The 22,515-nt window shown below is 58.9% G+C and carries 14 protein-coding genes; 9 read left to right on the forward strand and 5 right to left on the reverse strand.

Annotated features, from left to right (window positions below; all coding sequences use genetic code 11):
* Positions 1-28 precede the first annotated feature (28 nt).
* Both FW800_RS14915 and FW800_RS14920 read right to left on the reverse strand, forming a co-directional pair.
* Positions 29-595: a recombinase family protein gene (locus tag FW800_RS14915; RefSeq protein ID WP_160049692.1), complete on the reverse strand. Its 567-nt coding sequence runs from the start codon at positions 593-595 to the stop codon at positions 29-31.
* 1,356 nt (positions 596-1,951) lie between these two features.
* Positions 1,952-6,049, reverse strand: a complete 4,098-nt coding sequence (locus FW800_RS14920; RefSeq protein WP_446437888.1) for a HigA family addiction module antitoxin — start codon at positions 6,047-6,049, stop codon at positions 1,952-1,954.
* 577 nt (positions 6,050-6,626) lie between these two features.
* Here FW800_RS14920 and FW800_RS14925 point away from each other — a divergent pair.
* On the forward strand, positions 6,627-6,932 hold the full coding sequence (locus FW800_RS14925; protein WP_446437889.1) for a DUF6388 family protein: 306 nt from the start codon (positions 6,627-6,629) through the stop codon (positions 6,930-6,932).
* Positions 6,933-7,006: 74 nt separating this feature from the next.
* Here FW800_RS14925 and nadC read toward each other — a convergent pair whose 3' ends face one another.
* Entirely contained in the window at positions 7,007-7,855 is an 849-nt protein-coding gene (gene nadC, locus FW800_RS14930) for a carboxylating nicotinate-nucleotide diphosphorylase (RefSeq protein WP_032877839.1), read from the reverse strand.
* Between the two features lie 245 nt (positions 7,856-8,100).
* Here nadC and FW800_RS14935 point away from each other — a divergent pair, with 245 nt between their 5' ends.
* From FW800_RS14935 to FW800_RS14955, 5 genes are all read left to right on the forward strand, one after another.
* On the forward strand, positions 8,101-10,254 hold the full coding sequence (locus FW800_RS14935; RefSeq protein ID WP_446437890.1) for a DUF1631 domain-containing protein: 2,154 nt from the start codon (positions 8,101-8,103) through the stop codon (positions 10,252-10,254).
* A 61-nt stretch (positions 10,255-10,315) separates the two neighbouring features.
* On the forward strand, positions 10,316-10,879 hold the full coding sequence (ampD, locus tag FW800_RS14940; RefSeq protein WP_005784693.1) for a 1,6-anhydro-N-acetylmuramyl-L-alanine amidase AmpD: 564 nt from the start codon (positions 10,316-10,318) through the stop codon (positions 10,877-10,879).
* Positions 10,876-11,712, forward strand: a complete 837-nt coding sequence (gene ampE, locus FW800_RS14945; protein ID WP_032877836.1) for a regulatory signaling modulator protein AmpE — start codon at positions 10,876-10,878, stop codon at positions 11,710-11,712. Before ampD ends, ampE begins: the two co-directional genes overlap by 4 nt.
* A 592-nt stretch (positions 11,713-12,304) precedes the next feature.
* Positions 12,305-14,335, forward strand: coding sequence for a methyl-accepting chemotaxis protein (locus tag FW800_RS14950; protein ID WP_446437891.1), 2,031 nt, complete (start codon positions 12,305-12,307; stop codon positions 14,333-14,335).
* Between the two features lie 125 nt (positions 14,336-14,460).
* The gene (locus tag FW800_RS14955; RefSeq protein ID WP_078820269.1) at positions 14,461-14,889 is read left to right on the forward strand and encodes a hypothetical protein; all 429 of its coding nucleotides are present in this window, start codon (positions 14,461-14,463) and stop codon (positions 14,887-14,889) included.
* Here FW800_RS14955 and FW800_RS14960 read toward each other — a convergent pair.
* Both FW800_RS14960 and cra read right to left on the reverse strand, forming a co-directional pair.
* Positions 14,836-15,612, reverse strand: a complete 777-nt coding sequence (locus tag FW800_RS14960; RefSeq protein ID WP_446437892.1) for a TatD family hydrolase — start codon at positions 15,610-15,612, stop codon at positions 14,836-14,838. The genes FW800_RS14955 and FW800_RS14960 overlap by 54 nt on opposite strands.
* A gap of 2 nt (positions 15,613-15,614) precedes the next feature.
* Positions 15,615-16,610: a catabolite repressor/activator gene (gene cra, locus FW800_RS14965; RefSeq protein ID WP_005784701.1), complete on the reverse strand. Its 996-nt coding sequence runs from the start codon at positions 16,608-16,610 to the stop codon at positions 15,615-15,617.
* Between the two features lie 293 nt (positions 16,611-16,903).
* Here cra and ptsP point away from each other — a divergent pair, with 293 nt between their 5' ends.
* The 3 genes from ptsP to FW800_RS14980 are packed head-to-tail and all read left to right on the forward strand — an operon-like array spanning position 16,904 to position 22,413.
* Positions 16,904-19,762, forward strand: a complete 2,859-nt coding sequence (gene ptsP / locus FW800_RS14970) for a phosphoenolpyruvate--protein phosphotransferase (RefSeq protein ID WP_446437893.1) — start codon at positions 16,904-16,906, stop codon at positions 19,760-19,762.
* Positions 19,763-20,683 (forward strand): 1-phosphofructokinase, encoded by a 921-nt coding sequence (pfkB, locus tag FW800_RS14975; protein WP_223017578.1) that lies wholly within the window; start codon positions 19,763-19,765, stop codon positions 20,681-20,683. It abuts the gene before it with no gap.
* A gap of 11 nt (positions 20,684-20,694) precedes the next feature.
* Complete coding sequence (locus FW800_RS14980) at positions 20,695-22,413, forward strand: PTS fructose-like transporter subunit IIB (RefSeq protein WP_032877825.1); 1,719 nt, start codon at positions 20,695-20,697, stop codon at positions 22,411-22,413.
* Positions 22,414-22,515 lie beyond the last annotated feature (102 nt).

Genomic DNA, 22,515 nt, shown 5'->3' on the forward strand with positions numbered 1-22,515 from the left:
AATCAATCTAAAGCACGGGCGGCGCGCACTACTTGGACAGTGCTCTATACAGCGTCGCTCTATGAACCCCCAATAGACGGGCTGCCTCTGCAACAGGCCGTTGCTCTTCGGCAATCAATTGCCGCGCATGACTGATCTGTTCCGGTGTGAGTACCGGTTTAGGACCAAACCGAACGCCGCGAGCTTTGGCCGCTGCTCTCCCGGCGCTGGTGCGCTCGCCAATCAGTGACCGTTCAAAGTCAGCAATCCCTGCGAAGATCGTTAACACCATGCGACCTGCTGGTGAGGTGGTATCCGCCCAAGGCTCTGCAATAGAGCGTAGGCCTGCATCTACGTTTTTGAGCCGCTCTGCAATATGGAGCAAGTCAGTTGTTGAGCGAGCCAATCGATCCAATCTGGTTACGATCAGCACATCGCCTGGCCGCAGATGATCAAGCAGTCGGCTCAGTTCCGGACGGTCTCGGTTGGCCCCACTGACTTTTTCTTCAAAGATCCGCTTGCATCCAATTTGCCCTAGGGTAAGTCGCTGCTGCTCTAGATCTTGAGCTTGCGTCGAAACCCTGGCGTATCCAATTAGCTGTCCTGAGGTCTGCATCGCGCACCTGTCGCATAAGTTATCGCAGGTAAATTATCACTTGCGACACACTTATGCGACAGCGCGCAGACAGAAGATCAAGGTCCAATACGTGTGTCGCATAATTTAGGAGTTGAGCGAAAATAATGGACGTTCATACTTTCAGATGCCCAGACGTTACATGGAGCGTCGGGTTGCGCCTAACGGCGTTTATCTCGAGAAGGTCACCACACCTCCTAGAGGTGTAAGGACCTTTTTACAGGCCATCAGTACCCGATAGAGCGGAATACCGCCGATCACTAATAGTGAAGCTGTCACTAGACTTATCGCGGCGGGTTGGATGTGTGTCTTTTAATACTGATTTAGAGAAAAGGTCGGCGCCGGGTCAGTTACCATTCGGCCTGGCAGCATTAAATCAAGCGGTAGGCGTCGGCCGGAAGCACGGGCATTACCTGTGTTCTATGCGCCGAGCAAGTGTAAGCAATGGTTTGCTAAATTTCTTACCAAAGAAAAAGGCCCCACCTTTAATCAGGTGGAGCCTTTTTTACTTCAGATCAACGGCTGCTATCTGGAGTTCTGTGGGTAGGAACCCATGTAGAGTCCGGACGGCTGGTTGGTGGTAGGCGCGTATTGTCAGGAACAGTGGTGAAGTTGGGACGCTTGCCGCCGCGTGGCCCTTGTTCCTGAAAAATGCCGCCGTTATTACCGGTATTGGAACCGGGAGTTTTGCCATTTGCCATGAGGATTCTCCTTAGGCGATAAATGCGCATGAACCCCGAAGCTGCGGCCGCAACTGGTTGTATGCTGTACAAACAGTGTGCGTACGCATAGAATCTCGCTCCTCAGGTTCTGCGCTTGGGTAGCCGTAAGGGGGGCGTCTCGACAACATTCCCCCTTACGGCCGATTGAGTCCCGCTTTCGCGGGACTTTTCATTTAGGCCAAAAGCCAATCTCTTACAAGCGTCAGTCATTAATTTGACTAATCGCCTCGTTCTGTCTGCTTGCTGTCTGCTTGTTGACACTCTAATGATGGCCAGAGAAGACATCAAGCGTTTTTTCAGCTTTTTTGCTTGTGCATATCTTTTTATTTTGTGCATAAGCCTGTGGATAAAAAACGTGTTTAAGCCGGCACCCCTCAATTTATTCAGCCTTGAGGGGGGGCTCATAGAAGAATATATACATTTGTATGTTTTTTGATCAGCTGGTTTTTGCTTAAGCATGGTCAATTTCCTACAAATCCCTTCGTGCAAAGATTCGCACGCCTTGTGTTTGTAGGAAAAGGCTTACGCGCGATAGTTTTTTTCGATTTTTTCTTGAATTTTTACTAGCCATAGAAACGTAAATTTCACTTTAAAAGCCTCAACGCCATGGGTAGGGTCAGTGCCGAAGGCGTCGTCGAATACCTGCCTCGGTATCCTGCCGCTCTGCCTCATATTCGTAGGTCTCCACCATTGACATAAGAAGAGACGAGGAGACGAACGGATGGGTAAAGTGGAGGGCTTCCGCCCATCTGCGATACTTGGCTGCGAGCTCTCTCTCCTGACCTCCTCCTTCGCCCCGCCAGTGCGCCCCGCGGGCGTTGTACAGTCCCGTATGAGCGCCCCGCGATATTTCCTCGGATTCCAAGTCTTCCATAACATTGCGAACAGGCTCGTTGGGCCACACTCCATCCTTTCCTTCAGGGGCGCGGGCCAAAAGTTTGCCAAGGCAAACATCGGCTATTTCTGCGCGGTCGAGCTCGGAACAAAGCCTGCGGACCACCGATATCCACTCGTTCAGCTTCTCGCGGGCCAACTCTTCAGTGGTTTCATCCTGTCCAGGTATGCGCTCCAAAGCTTCCAGCAAGTTGTAGCCCCTGAGAGCCAAGCCCTCCCGTCCATATTCCGCACTGAACTCCGGAGGATCTTCGCCGGGAGTCTTGCGCTTGTACGTCCAAGCGATCGCCTGCACGAACATTTCGGGATGATCTTCGATATAGCGTTCCAGGTTCGGAATCTGATGTCCGTCACCACCTCGAAGTGATCGAGCGAGTACATCAATAAAAATGAACTCCAGCCCTGCCTTTTCCTCGAGCAGCACGTCGGGATTTCGGTTTAACAGCTTGAAGGCTTGCTGGACTGCATAGCTTTGAAGCTGATATTCGCCTTCCTTATCATTGCCGTCTTTGGGTATGTCGGAAAGCAGCCGAACCAGAAGTTCAGGACGTACCTCATCGAGCTTGAAGTGAACGGAGGAGAAGGCGGCACGCGGTCTTTTCGCGCCAAGCAGATGCCCGATGCTTTCGTTATTTTGATCCGGCGCATCGAATATGAATTCCGGTGTGACATCACGCCAGTAGCTACGACGCGCTTCAGCTGAAAGTTGATCCACGAGTGCCCACGTCGTTCTACGATAGGGTGAGAAAAGGAGCATGCGAAGAGCATCCTGCTCAGACATTTTATCGCGCAAACTCGCGAAGAGAGCCTTGTGCTGATCTCGATCAAGTGCCCCCAAAACACCAGTTGCGATGCTGTTGTGGCCGGAGTCATTCTCCTTGCTAAGGCACTGGAGAATCAGCTCTTCAAGCTGCTCTGCGTTTAAGATTCCACGCGCCAGATACCAGCCGATTTGCCGGTGAGAATTGCCTTTCATGGCAAGGTTGAAAATTCCACGTAGCCCACTGTTGGCTGCGATCTCAGTCAAAGCTTCGAATCGGAGCTTTTCGATCCGGCGTTCGCGCGCCTGAAAATCCAGCTCTTCACCAGAGAGTTCATCTGCCGATTCCTCGACCCAGCCCTGCCGGAACAGCCATTCGTGCTTATTGATGATGTCGGTCGGCTCCATCGAAGCGTAAACAGCCTTTGCAATTTTCGAAAGGGTGGCTTGTCCACCTTCGTCCGCCTTCTTTCGGCCGCGTCTTGACAGTACTGTCACACGGATTCTGTCGCGCACACGGGCGATGTCGGCGTCACTGGCCCCGGCCTGCTGCCATCCGTCGATGATTTTCCAGACGGTTTCTTGATCCTCGACAGATAGCGCGTGGAGCCGAGTGATGAGGTCGCAAATCATGTCGGCTGTGTAGGACGGCATGGTCAAAGCCATCTTGACCATTTCGCGAACAAAGTTATTGGCGGGCCCCCAAGTGCTGAAGGGGTCGCCAAACCCATATCCGTCGGGCCTCCATTTCGGCTTTTGGGTGTAGTCTCCGACGCGACTCCCGAAATCGCCGAACTGCTGGAGGCAGATCTCCCAGCCTATTGTGGGGTGCTTCTCCAGTAGCATTCGCATAGCGTTCAGTCGCGAGTCGTGGTCAGCAGCCGTCTGCGGCATCCACGCTCTGAAGATCGACCCCAGTGAGCCAATTGGCTTATTTGACCAGTTGTCGCCAATTTTGACTTCGGCGAGCCGTCCCAGAATTTTGACGACCCGAGGAAAAGTTGCGGGGTTCCAAGCCAGCCCTTCAAGCGCCCACAGAAGACCTGTTCGTTTAGGTGAGCCAAAGAGGCCTGCCGCGACAGGGCGCAGCAGTCCGAGCGTGCAAGGCGTTTCTGATCTGAGGTCGCGCTCAATAATGCTCAAGAACTCGTTGGGGGCAGCTTCCGCGTATAGAGGAAGATCGCGATCGTTCGCTTCCAGCTTCCGGGTCTCAAGCGGCTCAAGGAGTTCCCTCACTAGCTGGGCAGCAGCGAGTTCACCATCAAAGCCAAGGCGTTTCCCGAAAAGATGCTTTCCATGAACAGCGAGCAAAACTAACGTCTCAGAAATGCCTTCGCGAAGCGCTGAAGAGAACTCGCGCTTCTTGCCGTGGATGGCTGCCGCCCAACGTTCTTTCTCCGGAAGATCGAGAGCGGGGTCGTCCTCACCCAGAATTATTTTTGCGATGTCGAAAAAATGGTTGAGGTCACCTAGGGTGACAGCCCCAGCAATCGCAAATAACGAGTCGATCTTGGAAATCACTCCACGATAGTTTCCGAGGGACCACACGGGGGAATCGTTGAACTGAAGCAGCTCCTGCATGCGTCTCTCTAGTGCATCAAAGGAGAGGTCGCCCGCAAGCAGCGAAAGAGCTGTTTGGTCTGCATCGTTACGCGTATCCCATGTTCCTAAAAGTGCGAGCGGAACAAGGCTAGAGGCGGCTTGATGATTGGCAGCCCACGCAGGCGTTTTGATCGCTGGGATTGTCGAAAGTCTACGCCGCAGCACAGTGAGTGAGCGCCCTGAGGCATTAGCAAGCCTGGTTATCTCGTCGCGCCCCTTATCCATTGCTTCAAGTGCTTTGTCGAAAATCTCATAACCGAGTGGCTCTAAGATGATGTCCGGATTGGCATTCGCGGCGTTGCGCGGATAGACCACGATTGTACGCAACGACCCGCTATAGGCGCCGAACTCCCGCTCGACGTCTCGCGTGTGCGCAACCGCAATGAAATTGGTTGTGCTTTGGGCAAGTTTTGGCAGCACGCCGCATTCGTCGAACACGAGCACGCGGTCTTTATGATGGTCAAACTCCGGTTCGCTGAATATCTGGCTTAAGAACGCAACGGCTTCCTCAACTGAGTCGGCCGTGATAACAAGCGGCTCTGAGTCGCGCTTCAACAAGAACGATTTTATACGGCTGCGCCAGACGTCGTTCGCGGTGCTGAAGAGCGACGGATGAAGGGGTGGGGCTGCAACATTTGCCCAATCAGTCCAGCATTTTTCGAGAGTTCGAACGCCTCTTGATGGCCGTTCAGTTTGATTAGCAAACCATGTCTGCGCGGCAATGGATGTCTCCATCCATTGCTCTAAATCACTAACATCGTAGGCTCGAACATCCTTCCAGAGTCCCTTTGCTTGCATGGTTGTAAGCCATGTAGCCTTTCCAGGCCATCGTCGAGGGGTAACAAACACAAACGTGATGTTTTGACGATCAGCCTTACTGGTGGCTTTCACGCTTTTCGCAAAATCGCCGTCAGCTTTTGCTTTGATGTCAGCATTGACCCCGAACTCCCAGCCCGATGCTCCGGCAGGAATCCATGGCGTCCCCAGGGGGCCTTCAATAAAACCGTCCCAGCCAGGGCGCTCTGCGTCGTCGTTTCCGGGAAAGTCAACTTTCTCCAGATTCTCTCCTGTCGAATTGACGAGCGTGCGAAGCAGAACCGATAACCGGGTGCGGGCCAAAATTGTCTTAGAAAACCATTCGGTTATGTCATTGCCTGAAATTCCAAGAAACGGCGTTACGTAGGCGCGCACGCTTGCTGCGGCAACTTCGGTCTTGGCGGCGTGCGAGTCGAAGGAGTTCTGGAGGTTGAGAATATCTATAGCTGGTACGCCAAACACCCGCTCCAGCCGCGCGGCCATATCGGGCGTCGCCGACACTTTTGCATTGAGGAAATTTGAAATCCCGGGACGGCTTATACCGATAAGCTTAGCTGCGTCGGTAACCGTGAGATTCCGAGGCTTGAGGATGTTTTCTCGGACCCAATTTCCCGGGTGCAAGGAGGTATTTTCCTTTTTCATTTTTTGAGCCCGTCTTGTGTAATGTGTAAGGCTACACCTTACACCTCTAGTGTGGCCGGCGCAATTCCAGAAATATAGAACGCATACACCCTTCAGTTCGATGGTGCAGCGAGGCTTGTCGCGCCACGTAATAACTCCGCGTAGACGAGGCGAGCCCAGGGTAGGTTTAGATCCGAAAGCTCCTTAGATCGCCACATGACAGTCATCTGGGTCGATAGGGATAAATAACAAACATCGTGTGGTTATCCGAAGCGGTAGTCCAATCCCAGAGCTTGGGCTAAGCTGATGCTCCACAGCGGTTTGAGAGCTGGCGGCGGGTCTTGGTCTTTGCTGAGTCCCTTAATGAGTACCTAAATCGTTTTTGTAGCTACAGGTATTATTGATTTTACTGAGTTTGAGTCGACTGGTTCGATTCCTGTCTCGGGCAAAAGCGCACCACTGCTTCAAAGGCAATGTTTTCAGATGATCCCAGAATGGTTCTGAAGGCCAGACGAGTCGGCATTCGTGCTCGCTCTTTTGTATCTGCGCAACCTTGATGACCCAGATGCATCCCCATTCCTCGATCCAAGAGAACGACATGACCACGACTGAGATAACCCAGCAAGCGCGTCACGAAGAAGCACTCAAGCAATACCTTGAGGAGTCGCCGCAGCTTAAAGAAGAGATCAAGGACCTGAGCGCTAACGACCAGCGCGATCAGATTCAGTGGGCATTCGAGGACGAGGCAGAGAGCCAGAGCCTCCAGCCTTGGGAGTTGACCCTCAAGTACACCTCGACACCGGAAGAATTCGAAGCTGCACGGTTGGCCTTGCATAAAGAGGCGGCCGAGGTGCTGGGCGTCGAATGGGACGAGTACTGCGAGATGAATAATCTTGTAGTTTAAAAGCAGCCGCGAGTTTCAAGCTGCAAGCGGCAAGTTGTCTCGCAGCCTTCTTGCAGCTTGCAGCTGGCAACTACTCAGATACTGAGGCGCATCGACAGATCCACTGCCTTCACATCCTTGGTCATCGCGCCGATGGAGATGAAGTCCACACCGGTTTCAGCGATAGGCAGCAGGGTACTTTCATTGATCCCGCCGCTGGCTTCCAGCTTGGCCTTGCCGGCGTTCAAGCGCACGGCCTCGCGCATGTCTACCAGGCTCAGTTCATCGAGCATGATGATGTCGGCTCCCGCCGCCAGGGCTTCGCGCAACTCATCCAGGTTTTCCACTTCGATTTCCACCGGCTTGCCTGGGGCGATCTTGTGGGCGGCCGTAATCGCCTGGGCAATGCCACCGCAGGCGGCAATATGGTTTTCCTTGATCAGGAACGCGTCATACAGCCCGATGCGGTGATTGTGGCAACCGCCACAGGTGACCGCGTATTTTTGCGCCAGGCGCAGGCCCGGCAATGTCTTGCGAGTGTCCAGCAGCTTGACCTGGGTACTGGCGACAAAGTCCGCGAGGAACTGCGCTCGGGTGGCTACACCTGACAGCATCTGTAAAAAATTCAGCGCACTGCGTTCACCTGTGAGCAGCGAGCGTGCCGGGCCTTCAAGGTGGAACAGCGCCTGGTTGGGGCTCACACGTTCACCGTCGGCCACCTGCCAATGCACGGCCACCCGTGGGTCCAGTTGGCGAAATACCGCATCCACCCAGGCCGTACCGGCAATAACAGCCGCTTCGCGGGTAATGATCGTGGCCTTGGCCAGCCGTTCGGCGGGGATCAACTGCGCGGTGATATCGCCACTGCCGATGTCTTCCAGCAGTGCGCGGCGCACGTTGGCTTCGATTTCGGCGGTGAGGTCGGCAAGACGGAGGTTCGGCATAACAGGCTCCACAAACAAAGTGCCTGGATTATAGGGGCTGCGTGCGTTCGAACCCAGCGCGCCGCTCATTTACAGCGTAAAGGCAGAGTTTGCTGGCGCAACCCCCCTCATTTGCAAGATAATCTCGCGCCTTTCAATTGGCGTCATAGCTTTGACGTCGAGGTGGTAGCCGGTTTATTTGCAGCGCACTGCCGTGCCTGCCCCGTTCTTTGCCCCTCTCAACACCGCCGTTTCAGGAGGCCAGGATGCACAATGACGGAAAGGTGGTGCCTATCAACAGGGCACAGGCCACGCCATCGCCGCTCGCGCGTCTGCCGGTGGTGTTGCTGCAGGTGCGTGACAAGGCCGCGCAACAATTGCAGCAGGGTTTGCAGGAACTGTTCGATAACGCCGACGACACCCTGTTCGAAATGGCTGACAAGGCCCGAAGCACCGTCGACCATCATATTTTTTTCGAAGCAATGCGCGACCTGCGCCTCAAGCGCAAGAACTTCGAACGCGTGTTCATGGAGCAGCTGTTTGTCGCCTTCGCCAATCTGGGCCAGGCCGGAAGCGGCGATCTGCACCTGGTGCCGGTGGTGTCCTACGAAGCGGTATCCGGTACCAGTGCCGACGACATGGAAAAAGCCGTAGCCCTTGAGGCGATGCTCGGTCGGGTGCGACATCGTGATGGCTTGGCCCTGGGACAGTTAAGCGCGCGCATGAGCCGATTGCTGGGCCGGCGACTGGATGACCATACCAACCCACTGGGTCCGGCACTGCTCTGTGAGTTTTTCCTGCAGGCAGGGCGCAGTCTGGGGGTGGAAATCCGCGTCAAACTGATCATGCTCAAACTCTTTGAAAAATACGTGCTCAGTGACGCGGACCTGTTGTATGGCGAAGCCAATCAACTGCTGGTCGCCGTTGGTGTACTGCCTGAACTCAAGGCCGTGCCATCCCGTCGTCCCGGCGGGCGCGCCAGCCGGGAACACCAACGCGCCAGCCAGCCGATCGTCGACCCGCCGCTCGATAAAAGCGGCCAGCAAGCGTTCAGCGCATTGCAGAAGTTACTGCAAGCCGTGCGTGGCAGCGTGGCGCCGACGCTCGAAGCCAGTGCCGAGCCGCAACCCATTGCCACCCGTGATCTGCTACGCCTGCTGTCGCATTTGCAGCAATACGTTCCCGAGCCCGAGGCTGAAGACGATTTCGACCTGCGTAACCAGCTTGAACAGCTGCTCACCCGAGTCAGCGTCAAGAGTGGCAAGTCGCGGGTCCTGGAAGATGCTGACGAAGATGTAATCAATCTGTTCGCTATGCTGTTCGCGTTCATACTCGGTGATAGCAGCGTGCCGGACGCGTTCAAGGGCCTGATCGCCCGTTTGCAGATCCCCTTGCTGAAAGTCGCCGTGCTGGACAAGAGCCTGTTCAGTTGCACGCGCCATCCGGCGCGACGCTTGCTCAATGACATCGCGGGCGCCGTCATGGGCTGGAACCCGCCCGAAGACGCCTCCCGCGATACTCTGTACCTGTGTGTCGAGCAGGTCGTGCAGCGTTTATTGAATGAGTTTGTTGAAGCCCCGGCGATTTTCTCCCAGCTACTGACGCAATTCAGCGCGTTTACCGCTGATGAATCCAGGCGCAGCGAGTTGCTTGAGCGCCATACCCGTGAGGCCGAGCAGGAGCGCCTGCATACCGAGGCTGCCCGCCAACGTGTGGCGCAGGTGCTTGATCGAAGGCTGGCGGGCAAGGTTCTGCCGCAGTTTGTGGTGCAATTCCTCCAGCAAGCCTGGAGCCAGGTGTTGCTATTGGCCATGCTCAAGCATGGCGGACAGTCGCTGCAATGGCAGGCAGCGCTGCGCACCCTGGATGAGTTGATCTGGAGCGTCGGCCTGCGGGAAGACACCGAAGCGGGCCGGCATTTGCTTGAGCAACTACCCGCGTTGCTCAAGGCGTTGCGTGACGGTTTGGCCGCTGCGGCGTTCGACTCTTTCAGCACCCGTGAATTTTTCCGGCGGTTGCAGACCATGCATGTTCAGTGTTGCGGGGGCGACGGCGCCGAAGTGCTGGTCGAAGTCCGTGAGTCCTTCACGCTTGGCACCGGTGCGCCGTCCGTCGTTGCGCCGCTGCCCGATGATGACCCCGACCTGCTCAAGGCCAGGCAGTTGCAGATCGGCGCCTGGGTAGCGTTTCAGCACGATCAGGAAATCACCCTGCGCTGCAAGTTGACGGCAATCATGCCGCCTGCCAATACCTGTATTTTCGTCAGCCGCACCGGGCTCAAGGTTCTGGAAAAAACTACCGACCAGTTAGCCCATGCGTTCAAGCGTGGTGTGCTGCGCACGCTGGATGATGGCCCTTTGTTCGAGCGTGCATTGGCTGCGGTGATGGGCGACCTGCGTCAACTCAAACGCGGCACGTGATCGCAACCGCAGGGTGGAACGCGGCATACTGGTAACACCTCGTCTCATTTCAGGAGCCTGTATGCAGTTGGACCCCGCCAGCGGTTGGTGCCAGGGCATCCGTCATTGCCCGTCGCCCAACTTCAACGAGCGCCCTGAAGGCGAAATCTCGCTGTTGGTGGTGCATAACATCAGCTTGCCTCCAGCGCAGTTTGCCACGGGCAAGGTGCAAGAGTTTTTTCAGAATCGTCTGGATGTGTCAGAGCACCCCTACTTTGCCGGTATCGACCACCTACGCGTGTCTGCGCATTTTCTGATTGAACGTGACGGCACTGTGACGCAATTTGTCTCGTGCCGGGACCGGGCCTGGCACGCCGGTATTTCCAGCTTCGAGGGGCGCGAGGTGTGCAATGATTTCTCGCTGGGGATCGAACTGGAAGGCACAGACGAACTGCCGTTCACCGATGCCCAGTACGCGGCGCTGACCGAGCTGACGCGCCAGTTGCTCAAGGCTTACCCAAAGATCACTCGCCAACGTATTTGTGGTCACAGCGATATCGCTCCGGGGCGCAAGACCGACCCGGGCCCCGCTTTTGATTGGGCGCGCTTTCTCGGCGCCCTGCAGGATGGAGGACACGAACAATGAGTTTCCTGGTGTTGGTGCTGGCGGTGTGGATCGAGAAGTTCTCGGCCTTGCGCCTGCGGTTGCAGCGCGACGGTGGATGGCTGCGTGAGCTGGCCAAGCTGGAGTCGAGCCCGCGCATGGGCAAGCGACCCTGGCTGATCCTGACGCTACTGGTGCTGCTGCCGGTAGCGTTGCTGGCGCTGTTGTTGTTGGTACTGGAGCCGGTGGCCTATGGCCTGTTGGCGTTACCGGTGCACATGCTGGTGGTTATCTATAGCCTGGGCCGTGGTGATTTATTGGCAGGGCTGGGGCCGTTCCGTGATGCCTGGCGACGTGGCGACCTGCAAGCTGCAGAGCATGTGGCCGAGCGCGACCTGAAGCTTGGCGCCGACAGTGGCGAGCAATTGCTGGAGCGGGTCCAGGGCTATCTGTTGTGGCAGGCGTACCAGAGCTTTTTTGCGGTGATTTTCTGGTATTTCCTGCTGGGCCCGGTGGCGGCTTTGGCCTACCGGCTGTTGGCGCTGGCCAGCGAACATAGCCAGAATCCCTTGGTGGCCGAACGTGCCGCGCAGTTGCGTCACGCGTTTGACTGGTTGCCGGTACGCCTGTTGGCGGCGAGCTTTGCTTTGGTGGGCAACTTTGTCGGGGTCAGTCGGGTGATGCTCCACGAACTGCTGAGCTGGGACATCAGCGCGGCGCAGTTGATGGAAAAGGTCGGGCTGGCCGCGGCTGAAATCCCTCCTCCAGTGGTGGGGGCTGACGGCATCAATAGCCTGGATCGGTTGTGGGAGCTGCTGCTGCGTGCGGCGGTGTTGTGGTATGCCGGGTTTGCCATCTGGACTGTATTGCCCTGAATACTGTGGGAGGTGGGCTTGTCCCCGATGACCACCGGGATCTACACCTCTTGTGGGAGGGGGCTTGCTCCCGATGGCGGCCTCCGGGCCGACCAGGGTGCTGGATCAGACCGAGTACATATCCATTCCTGCGGTAACGGCCACGGTTGGTTCCGCTTTTACAGCGGGTCACTTTGGAAAAGAGCCCCAAAGTAACCAAAGGGCTCTTGCCCCACCACTCGGCACCTCGCTTAGGCTCGGTGTGCCCGTAATCCGCCAGTGATTTGGGGGGCCGCCGCCACGCGCCATCCATGGCGCGGGGCGGCTAAACCGGCATCCCTGCCGGTTTACCCCCCAAATCCCTGTCGAATTCCGGCCAGCGTGGTTTGACGGGGCGCTTAAGATCAAGATCAAAAGCAGATCAAGATCAAGAGCGGCTCGCTTCGCATCGTGGTTACGGGGGCAAGCCCTCCTACATGTGCTCTCCGGATCTGCCGTTAACCTTACGTTACAAAACTTCCCTTCGAATTGAGCTATACAGACAGAGCGCCAAATAGTGGCTATCTGCCGCCGCCCTGCGCCTCAATAACAATAAAAGAAGGGGAGGTCACCTGTGATGAGCTTGCTCTATCCTGCCGTTGCGCTGATGAACCGCCTGAGCTTCGGCATGAAGTTCAGCCTGATCAGCGTGCTGTTTCTGCTGCCGATGCTGGCGACCAACTATTACCTGGTGCGTGACTCGTGGCGCGAATTCCAGGGCACCCGTGTCGAACTGCAAAGTCTCGACCTGCTTGGCAGCAGCCTGGCATTGCGTCGTGAGTTGGAAACGCTCAACAACCAGGTGCAGATCAACGTCATTCTCGGGCAGTCCGGCAAGGCGGCTGATCTTGAAGCGCAGATCACTGCCCTGGAGCAAGGTGTGCTGGAGCGGTTGCAGGGGTTGCACGCCATGGCGACGCAGCCCGAGCAAGTCGAGGTTTTTGAAAACAAGCGCGACGAGCTGATCGCCGCGTTCAAGGCGCAGCAACAGGAAACCTCGTTGCTCAACAAAGCGGCGTTGATCGGCAAGTTACTCAACCAGGCCCAGATGCTTAGCCAAATTATCGCCAGCCAAGCCGGCTTGAGCCGTGATGTGCAGAGTGACCTGCGCCAACTCAGCGACCTGGTCACTGCGGTCACCCCACAGGTCACCCAACTACTCGGTGAGGGCCGCGCGATGGGCGCGTATTCCCTGGGCCAGGGCTTTATCAATTCCTCCTCCAGTACGCGCTTTGACGAGTTACTGCAGCAGGTGGAAAAGCTCCAGGGCGAATACGGCTTGAAGCTGCAGGACGCGCTGGGCGCCAGCAACGCCGCGCATGCAGCACTCGATAGCTTGGCGCAAGCCAGCCAGGCCAGCCTCAAGCAAGGCAGTGAGTTGTTCGAAGAACAGGTGGTGATGGCCGAGACCCTGGATACACCTTGGCAAGGTTTTTACGACGGCGTCAGTCAACTGATGGCCAAGACCTATCAACTCGATGACGCCACCTTAGCGTTCATCGGCCAGCAACTGGAGCAGCGTCTGACGCAAAACCGCCTGCACATGGTGTTGCTGGTCGCGGCCCTGGTGGCGGTATTTGCGCTGATCTTCTACTTGTATGCAGGTTTCTTTGTCTCCACCCGCACTACCTTGCGCAGCCTGGGGGCGATGATGGACAAAGTCGCGGCCGGTGACATGACGGTCACTTTCGTCGCCCACAGCCGCGACGAGCTGGGAGACCTGGGCCAAGTATTCAATGGCACCGTGGCCAAGATCCACGACCTGATTGAGCGCGTCGGGCATACGGTCAGCCAGGTCGAGTTGCAGGCCAGCCAGGTACAGACGGTTTCGGCACAGAGTAACCAGGCGGTTTCCGGCCAACGCAGCCAGATCGAACAAGTGGCAACGGCGATGAACCAGATGTCTGCCACCGCGCAGGAGGTAGCGCGCAGCGCGGCGGCGGCGGTCAACAGTGCACAGAGCGTCAATGATGAAACCGTCAGCGGGCGGGCGCTGGTGCAATCTCAACAAAGCGGAATCGCACGCCTGGCTTTGGAGATCGATGAGTCGGTGCGGGTGATCAATCAGTTGGCGGCCGATAGCCAGTCCATCAGCAGCGTATTGGAGGTGATCAAGAGCATCGCCGAGCAAACCAATTTGCTGGCGCTCAACGCGGCCATCGAAGCTGCGCGTGCCGGTGAGCAAGGACGCGGTTTTGCCGTAGTGGCCGATGAGGTGCGCACCCTGGCCCGGCGTACCCAGCATTCCACCGGAGAAATTGAACAAATGATCAGCCGCTTGCACAGCGGCGTCGGCGCAGCGGTAAAGGCGATGGGCAGTAGCCATGAAATGGCGAGTGGCACGGTAGGGCAGTCGGAAAAGGTCCAGCACGCCCTGGAAAATATCCTCGGTGCCGTAGGCATGATTGTTGACCAGAACCAGCAGATCGCCGCTGCCGTGGAGCAGCAAACGGCGGTCGCTCACGACATCGACCAGAATATTGTCCAAATCAACCGCGCCGGTGAACATGCAGCACAAGGCGCCCAACAGACCGAAGCGGCCAGCCGGCAGTTGTCGGCGCAGGTCATTGAGCTGAAGCAATTGATTGGCGCGTTTCGGGTGTAAGAACTTTCTGTGGGACTGGGCCATGAATCACGTGGCATTTGTCCTGATTTGCCGGGCTGTGTTTTATCGCGACGTGAATGGGTGAGAATTTGTTTCATCAGTCACGGTCACGAGGGGATACGACGATGGCCGCTGCAATCGGCATCAAAGGGCATTGTGCCCAGTGCAACATGACGTTTGAACTCAAGCCTTGGCAACTGAACGCCATCGCCATGGAAGTACCGTTTGACTGTGCGTACTGCCACTCGGGCCTGCAGTTGTGCTGCCACAAGCAGTTGCGTCAGTTTCGCGCCCTGGACCAGTGGGCGCTGGTCCGGCCCGGCATGATCATGCTGACGTGCGCGACCTTGCTGATGGCGTTGTTCGCAGAGTGGTTGGGGCTGCTCAGCGTGATCGGGCAGTTGAACATTTCGCTGGTCGCGGTGTTGATTCATCTGCTGGTCGTGCGCTATGCCCGTTATCGGCAAAGGATGACCTTGAACTTGCAGGTCATCAGCCCGCTACCAGTTGAACAGCTCGCACGCATTGCGTGTGCTCGTCTCACCCAGCAATAAAGGGCTGATGCCCATACGCTCAGCCAGGGCGGTGCAGATAGCCGGCAGGTGCTGCGGGCTATTGCGCTGGTTGGGATACATGGCCGGGGCCATGTCCGGCGAATCGGTTTCCAGTACCACGGCTTCAAGGGGCAATTGTGCCAGTACCTTGTGCATGCGCAGGGCCTGGGGCCAAGTGGCGGCGCCGCCCAGACCGAGTTTGAAACCCAGTTTGATGTACTCGCGGGCCTCTTCAATGCTGCCGGCGAACGCATGAATGATCCCGCCCCTCGGTAGACGGATGCGCTTGAGCGTGGCAATCACGACGGCGTGGCTGCGGCGTACATGCAGCAAGGCGGGGAGTTGGAAATCCGCCGCGAGTTTCAGCTGGGCTTCGAACAGGCTTTGCTGGCGCTCGCGATCCAGGTGCTCAAGGAAGTAATCCAGACCGATTTCGCCCACGGCGCAGAGTTGCCGATGGCCGTGCAAGCGCGTCAACCAGTCACCCAGCTCCAGCAGGTCGGCAGGGCGATGCTCATCGAGATACACCGGGTGCAAACCAAAGGCAGCGAACAAACCGTCGTCCTGCTGCACCAGATCCCACAGCCGCTGCCAGTTTTTCTGATACACCCCCAGTACCACCAGACGCCGTATCCCGAGTTCACGGCTATGGGCGAGGACTTGCGGGCGGTCGTGATCGAAGTCCGCAAAGTCCAGGTGGGTGTGGGTGTCGATCAGCTCCACGTTCAGGCCTCGTGAATGCGCTGCTTGAACGTGCGGCCAATCGCATGCACGCCCGGTTGGTACTGCTCTTCTTCGATGGCCGCCAGGGCCAGGCGCAGGGCTGTCTCGGCGATCAGTTGATGTTGCTGGGCCATGGCGTTGACTGGCAGCGGCAGGAAGTCCAACAGTTGGGTGTCGCCAAAGGTGCCCAGGCGTAGCGGCCGCGACCGGAGCGGGAAGTCATGCAGCGCATCGAACACGCCTTGCAGCAGCACGTAGGAGGTAGTCACCAGTGCGTCAGGCAAATGCCCCAGGCGCTGCAGCAGTTGCTCCATCAGCTGTCGGCCACAGTCACGGCTGAAGGCTTCGCCCTGTTCGATGATCACTTCGCCGGTGAAGTCTTGCAGCGCTTCACGAAAACCCGCAGTACGTTCCTGGCTGATGCTCAGCTCGGGACGTGCGCCGATCAGCGCGATTTGCTTGGGCAGCGGTTGTAGCAGGCTGCTGGTGAGTTGCTGACAGGCCTGGTGATCATCGCTGACCACTGAGCAGAACTGGTCAGGCTCCATCACCCGGTCGATGGCAATCACCGGCAACCCCTTGGCTTGCAAGTCGCGATAGCTGTCATCGCTGGCCGGCAGGCAACTGGCGACGAACAACGCATCGCAACGCCGCGCACGGAACAGTTGCAGCAGTTGGCGTTCGCTGTCGGCTTCGTCATCGGAGCTGGCAATCAGCAACTGATAGCCCCGTGCCCGGGCGCCTTGCTCCAACAGCTTGGCAATGCGTGCGTAGCTGGGGTTTTCCAGGTCTGGCAGGATGAACCCCAGGGTGCGCGTATGCCGGCTGCGCAGCCCGGCGGCTTGAGGGTTGGGAGTAAAACCATGGGCCTGGACCACGGCACGCACACGCTCAACGGTTGCGTTGCTGATGCGCTGTTGTTCGGCCTTGCCATTGATGACATAGCTGGCGGTGGTCACGGACACACCGGCCAGACGTGCAATATCACTGAGTTTCAAACCGGGATTTCCTTGTTTTTTAGAGCGTGCCCCGACATTTTGTCCAATCGTAACCGATTCCAGCCCACGACCAATGTCCCACGACAGGTGCCGAGTGGTGCTTCAAGCTTGCGCAATTAACGCGTAATCTGCCATAAATTCTAGATTAAACGTTTCAGCAAGCGTATTTTTACGATGTTCGCCGCTGAGTGGCTACTGCCAATTGACCACTCAGTCAGTTATTTTTGAACGTCTCGCGCTGATTTATTCAAAACAATACCTAGTGCGCACATCGCACTAACTAGGAGAACGGCATGCTTGAGCTCACTGTAGAGCAGATATCCATGGGCCAGGTGGCTGTGGATAAATCTGCTGCCTTGCACCTGCTCGCTGACAAACTGGTGGCCGATGGCCTGGTTGCCGAGGGGTATCTGAGCGGCCTGCAAGCCCGTGAAGCCCAGGGTTCGACCTTTCTCGGCCAGGGCATCGCCATTCCCCACGGTACGCCAGAGACCCGCGACCAGGTGTTCACCACGGGTGTGCGCCTGCTGCAGTTCCCCGAAGGGGTGGACTGGGGTGATGGCCAGATCGTCTACCTGGCGATTGGCATCGCCGCCAAATCCGACGAACACCTGCGCTTGCTGCAACTGCTGACCCGTGCCCTCGGTGAAACCGACCTCGGCCAGGCGTTGCGCCGTGCCGGCAGTGCCGAAGCGTTGTTGAAGCTGTTGCAAGGTGCGCCCCAGGAACTGGCGCTGGATGCGCAGATGATCAGCCTGGGCGTGTCTGCCGATGATTTTGAAGAGTTGGTATGGCGCGGTGCGCGCCTGCTGCGCCAGGCCGACTGCGTGAGCAATGGTTTTGCTGCGGTGTTGCAACAGGTCGACGCGTTGCCCCTGGGCGATGGCCTGTGGTGGTTGCACAGCGAACAGACAGTCAAGCGCCCGGGCCTGGCGTTTGTCACGCCGGACAAACCCATGCGCTACCTCGGCCAGCCGCTGCATGGCCTGTTCTGCCTGGCGAGCCTGGGCGAAGCCCACCAAACATTGCTTGAACGCTTGTGTGCCCTGTTGATTGAAGGGCGCGGCCAGGAATTGGGGCGTGCCACCAGCAGCCGTGCGGTGCTTGAAGTGCTGGGCGGCGAATTGCCACCGGACTGGCCCAGCGCCCGCATCAGCCTGGCCAACGCCCACGGCCTGCACGCACGCCCAGCCAAGATCCTTGCGCAACTGGCGAAAAGTTTTGATGGCGATATCCGCGTGCGCATCGTTGATGGACCGGTGGGCGCGGTATCGGTCAAAAGTTTGAGCAAGTTGCTCAGCCTCGGTGCGCGTCGTGGCCAGGTGCTGGAGTTTGTCGCCGAGCCGACGATTGCCGGCGATGCACTGCCTGCACTGTTGGCCGCGGTAGAGGAGGGTCTTGGCGAGGAGGTCGAACCATTGCCGACCCTGAGCGCCCAGCCTGCTCCTGTGGATATCGAGCCGGTGCTCAGCGCGCCATCGAGCGGCAGCCAGATCCAGGCCATCGCCGCCGCGCCGGGCATCGCCATCGGCCCGGCGCATATCCAGATTCCACAGCTGTTCGATTACCCCCTGCGCGGTGAGTCTGCCGCCATCGAACGCCAACGCCTGCACGCCGCCCTGGGCGATGTGCGTAAGGATATCCAGGGCCTGATCGAGCGTAGCCAGGCCAAGGCCATCCGCGAGATTTTCATTACCCATCAGGAGATGCTCGACGACCCGGAGCTGACCGACGAAGTCGATACCCGCCTCAAGCAAGGCGAAAGCGCCGAAGCTGCGTGGATGAGCGTGATCGAAGCCGCCGCCAAGCAGCAGGAAGCCTTGCAGGACGCCTTGCTGGCCGAGCGTGCCGCTGACCTGCGTGACATCGGCCGTCGCGTGCTGGCGCAGTTGTGCGGCGTCGAAACCGCCCAGGAGCCCAGCGAGCCCTACATTCTGGTGATGGATGAAGTCGGCCCTTCGGACGTTGCGCGCCTGGACCCGGCCCGCGTAGCCGGCATTCTGACTGCCCGCGGTGGTGCCACCGCTCACAGCGCCATCGTCGCGCGCGCCCTGGGGATTCCCGCCTTGGTCGGTGCTGGTGCTGCGGTGCTGCTGCTGAGCGCCGGTACGCCACTGCTGCTCGACGGCCAGCGCGGTCGCCTGCATGTCGACCCGGACGCCGCCACCCTGCAACGCGCCACCGTGGAGCGCGACACCCGCGAACAACGCTTGCAAGCTGCCTCGGCTCAACGCCACGAGCCGGCGCTGACCCGTGACGGTCACGCCGTGGAAGTGTTCGCCAATATCGGTGAAAGCGCCGGTGTGGCGAGTGCGGTGGAGCAGGGCGCCGAAGGCATTGGCCTGCTGCGCACCGAACTGATTTTCATGGCCCACCCTCAGGCGCCGGACGAGGCTACCCAGGAAGCCGAGTACCGCCGCGTCCTCGATGGGCTCGGCGGTCGCCCGCTGGTGGTGCGCACCCTCGATGTAGGCGGCGACAAGCCCTTGCCCTATTGGCCCATCGCCCAGGAAGAAAACCCCTTCCTTGGCGTGCGCGGCATTCGCCTGACCTTGCAACGCCCGCAGATCATGGAAGCGCAATTGCGGGCACTGCTGCGTTCGGCGGATAACCGGCCGCTGCGCATCATGTTCCCCATGGTCGGCAGCGTGGATGAATGGCGCGCCGCCCGCGACATGACCGAGCGCTTGCGCCTGGAAATCCCGGTCGCCGATTTGCAACTGGGCATCATGATCGAAGTGCCGTCAGCCGCCTTGCTGGCGCCGGTACTGGCCAAGGAAGTCGACTTCTTCAGCGTCGGCACCAACGACCTGACCCAGTACACCCTGGCCATCGACCGCGGCCACCCGACCCTGTCGGCCCAGGCCGATGGCTTGCACCCGGCAGTCCTGCAACTGATCGACATCACCGTGCGCGCCGCCCATGCCCATGGCAAATGGGTCGGCGTGTGCGGTGAGTTGGCGGCAGACCCGCTGGCGGTGCCGGTGCTGGTCGGCCTGGGTGTGGATGAGTTGAGCGTGTCGGCTCGCAGCATTCCTGAAGTGAAGGCGCGGGTGCGCGAATTCAGTCTGAGCGAGGCCCAGGGCCTGGCGCAACAAGCACTGGCGGTGGGTTCGCCCGCGCAAGTGCGTGCCCTAGTGGAGGCCGTGTAGATGGCGAAGATTCTGACCCTGACGCTGAACCCGGCGTTGGACCTGACGGTGCGCCTGGCGCGCCTGGAGCCCGGTGCAGTCAATCGCAGTGAGGCGATGTTGACCCACGCGGCCGGCAAGGGCGTGAATGTGGCGCAGGTGCTGGCCGACCTGGGCCACCACGTCAGCGTTGGCGGGTTTCTCGGTGACGCGAACCCTCAGGCTTTCGACGCGCTGATCGCCAGCCGCGGGTTTGGCGATGCGTTCGTCCGCGTGCCGGGCGAAACCCGCAGCAATATCAAGATTGCCGAACAGGACGGACGTGTCACCGATATCAATGCGCCGGGGCCGCTGGTGAGTGAAGCGGCGCAAACAGCGCTGCTTGAGATGATCGCGAAGAAGGGTGCGCAATTCGATGCGGTGGTGGTGGCCGGCAGCTTGCCGCGCGGCGTCAGCCCGCAGTGGTTTCAAGCACTGTTGGGTCAGTTGAAAGACCTCGGTTTGAAAGTCGCCCTGGACACCAGTGGTGAAGCGTTGCGCGCTGGTTTGCAGGCTGGCCCGTGGCTGGTCAAACCCAATACCGAAGAGCTGGCAGAGGCCCTGGATAATGCCACCGATGCCATCAGCCAATTGCATCAGCAAGGCGTCGAGCATGTGGTGGTCTCCGACGGCGCCGCAGGCGTGACCTGGTACCGCCCAGGCGCGGCTCTACACGCCACGCCACCCAAGGTGACGGTGGCCAGTACCGTGGGCGCTGGCGACTCGCTGCTGGCCGGGATGCTTCACGGTTTGCTCAGTGGCGATACGCCTGAGCACACTTTGCGCCGCGCCACGGCGATTGCCGCGATGGCCGTCACGCAGATCGGTTTTGGCATCAGCGATGACGCGCAGTTGGCGCGCCTGGAAAGCGGCGTCGATGTACGCGCGCTGACAGAACAATAAGAGGGTTTGTGATGAAGTTAGCCATTGTTACCGCCTGCCCCAACGGCATGGTCACCAGTGTGCTGTGCGCCCGCTTGTTGGACGCCGCCGCCCAGCGCATGGGCTTGCACACCAGTGTCGAGGTCGTTGATGTGCAGCGCCCGGAACGTCAGTTGTCCCAAGCCACGATCGATGATGCCGAGTGGGTACTGCTGGTCAGCAGCACGCCGGTGGATATGCAGCGTTTTGTCGGCAAACGCGTGTTTCAGACCACACCGGCCCAGGCGCTGGCAGATGTCGAAGGCGTATTGCGCCGGGGCGCTGAAGAGGCCCAGGTGTATGTGGCCAGTGACGCCCCGGTATCGGCGAAGAATGCGCCGCGTATTGTCGCGATTACTGCGTGCCCGACCGGGGTAGCCCACACCTTCATGGCCGCCGAAGCCTTGCAGCAGACCGCCAAGCGCTTGGGCTACGACTTGCAGGTCGAGACCCAAGGCTCGGTCGGCGCCCGCACACCGCTGAGCCCGCAAGCCATCGCCGAGGCCGACGTGGTGTTACTGGCGGCGGATATTGAAGTTGCCACCGAGCGTTTTGCCGGCAAGAAAATTTACCGCTGTGGCACCGGTATCGCCCTCAAGCAATCCGAAGCCATCCTTAACAAAGCCCTGGCTGAAGGCGCGGTGGAAAACGCCGGCAGTGGCGCGCCGGCCAAGTCGGAGAAAACCGGGGTCTACAAGCACCTGCTCACTGGCGTGTCGTACATGTTGCCGATGGTGGTGGCGGGGGGCTTATTGATCGCCTTGTCATTTGTGTTCGGCATCCATGCTTTCGAACAGCCAGGCACCTTGGCAGCGGCGCTGAAAAGCGTCGGTGACCAGGCCTTCCTGCTGATGGTGCCGCTGCTGGCGGGCTACATCGCCTACTCGATCGCCGACCGTCCTGGCCTGGCGCCGGGCATGATCGGCGGCTTGCTGGCGGGGACGCTGGGGGCTGGGTTTATCGGCGGCATCCTGGCCGGTTTCGTCGCGGGTTACTGCGTCAAGCTGATCAGCCGTGCGGTGCAATTGCCCCAGAGCCTGGAGGCGCTCAAGCCGATCCTGATCATCCCGTTGCTGGCCAGCCTGTTCACCGGCCTGGTGATGATCTACCTGGTGGGCCCGCCGGTCGCACGTTTGCTGACGGGTCTCACCGATTTTCTCAGCACCATGGGCACTACCAACGCAGTGCTGCTGGGCATTTTGCTCGGCGGCATGATGTGCGTGGATTTGGGCGGGCCGATCAACAAGGCGGCGTATGCGTTTTCCGTCGGCCTGCTGGCGGCGTCGAGCGGCGCACCGATGGCCGCGACCATGGCTGCCGGCATGGTGCCGCCGATTGGCATGGGCATCGCTACGTTATTGGCTCGGCGCAAGTTCGCCCAGACTGAACGCGAAGCCGGCAAGGCCGCGATGATCCTGGGCCTGTGCTTTATCTCCGAAGGCGCGATCCCGTTCGCGGCCAAAGATCCGCTGCGCGTGATCCCGGCCAGCATCGCCGGTGGCGCGCTGACCGGTGCGCTGTCGATGTACTTCGGCTGCAAGTTGGCCGCGCCCCATGGCGGGTTGTTTGTGCTGGTGATTCCGAATGCGATGAACCACGCGTTGTTGTACTTGCTGGCGATTGTGGCGGGCAGTGTGTTGACGGGGTTGGTGTATGCGCTGCTCAAGCGACCGGAAGCCGTGGAGCTGACGGTCACTGCTGCCAGGGGCTGATGGGATTCAGAATGTGGGAGGGGGCAAGCCCCCTCCCACATTTGGATCTCCATTGTTTGTAAGGCCGGTGTCATCTTCGCTTCATCCCATCATGCTTAAGTG

Source organism: Pseudomonas sp. 910_23 (assembly GCF_052850795.1).

Coding starts and splice junctions, on each gene's coding strand:
- FW800_RS14915 (WP_160049692.1), bottom strand. CDS start 595: ATGCAGACCTCAGGACAGCTAATTGGATACGCCAGGGTTTCGACGCAA.
- FW800_RS14920 (WP_446437888.1), bottom strand. CDS start 6,049: ATGAAAAAGGAAAATACCTCCTTGCACCCGGGAAATTGGGTCCGAGAA.
- FW800_RS14925 (WP_446437889.1), top strand. CDS start 6,627: ATGACCACGACTGAGATAACCCAGCAAGCGCGTCACGAAGAAGCACTC.
- nadC (WP_032877839.1), bottom strand. CDS start 7,855: ATGCCGAACCTCCGTCTTGCCGACCTCACCGCCGAAATCGAAGCCAAC.
- FW800_RS14935 (WP_446437890.1), top strand. CDS start 8,101: ATGCACAATGACGGAAAGGTGGTGCCTATCAACAGGGCACAGGCCACG.
- ampD (WP_005784693.1), top strand. CDS start 10,316: ATGCAGTTGGACCCCGCCAGCGGTTGGTGCCAGGGCATCCGTCATTGC.
- ampE (WP_032877836.1), top strand. CDS start 10,876: ATGAGTTTCCTGGTGTTGGTGCTGGCGGTGTGGATCGAGAAGTTCTCG.
- FW800_RS14955 (WP_078820269.1), top strand. CDS start 14,461: ATGGCCGCTGCAATCGGCATCAAAGGGCATTGTGCCCAGTGCAACATG.
- ptsP (WP_446437893.1), top strand. CDS start 16,904: ATGCTTGAGCTCACTGTAGAGCAGATATCCATGGGCCAGGTGGCTGTG.
- pfkB (WP_223017578.1), top strand. CDS start 19,763: ATGGCGAAGATTCTGACCCTGACGCTGAACCCGGCGTTGGACCTGACG.
- FW800_RS14980 (WP_032877825.1), top strand. CDS start 20,695: ATGAAGTTAGCCATTGTTACCGCCTGCCCCAACGGCATGGTCACCAGT.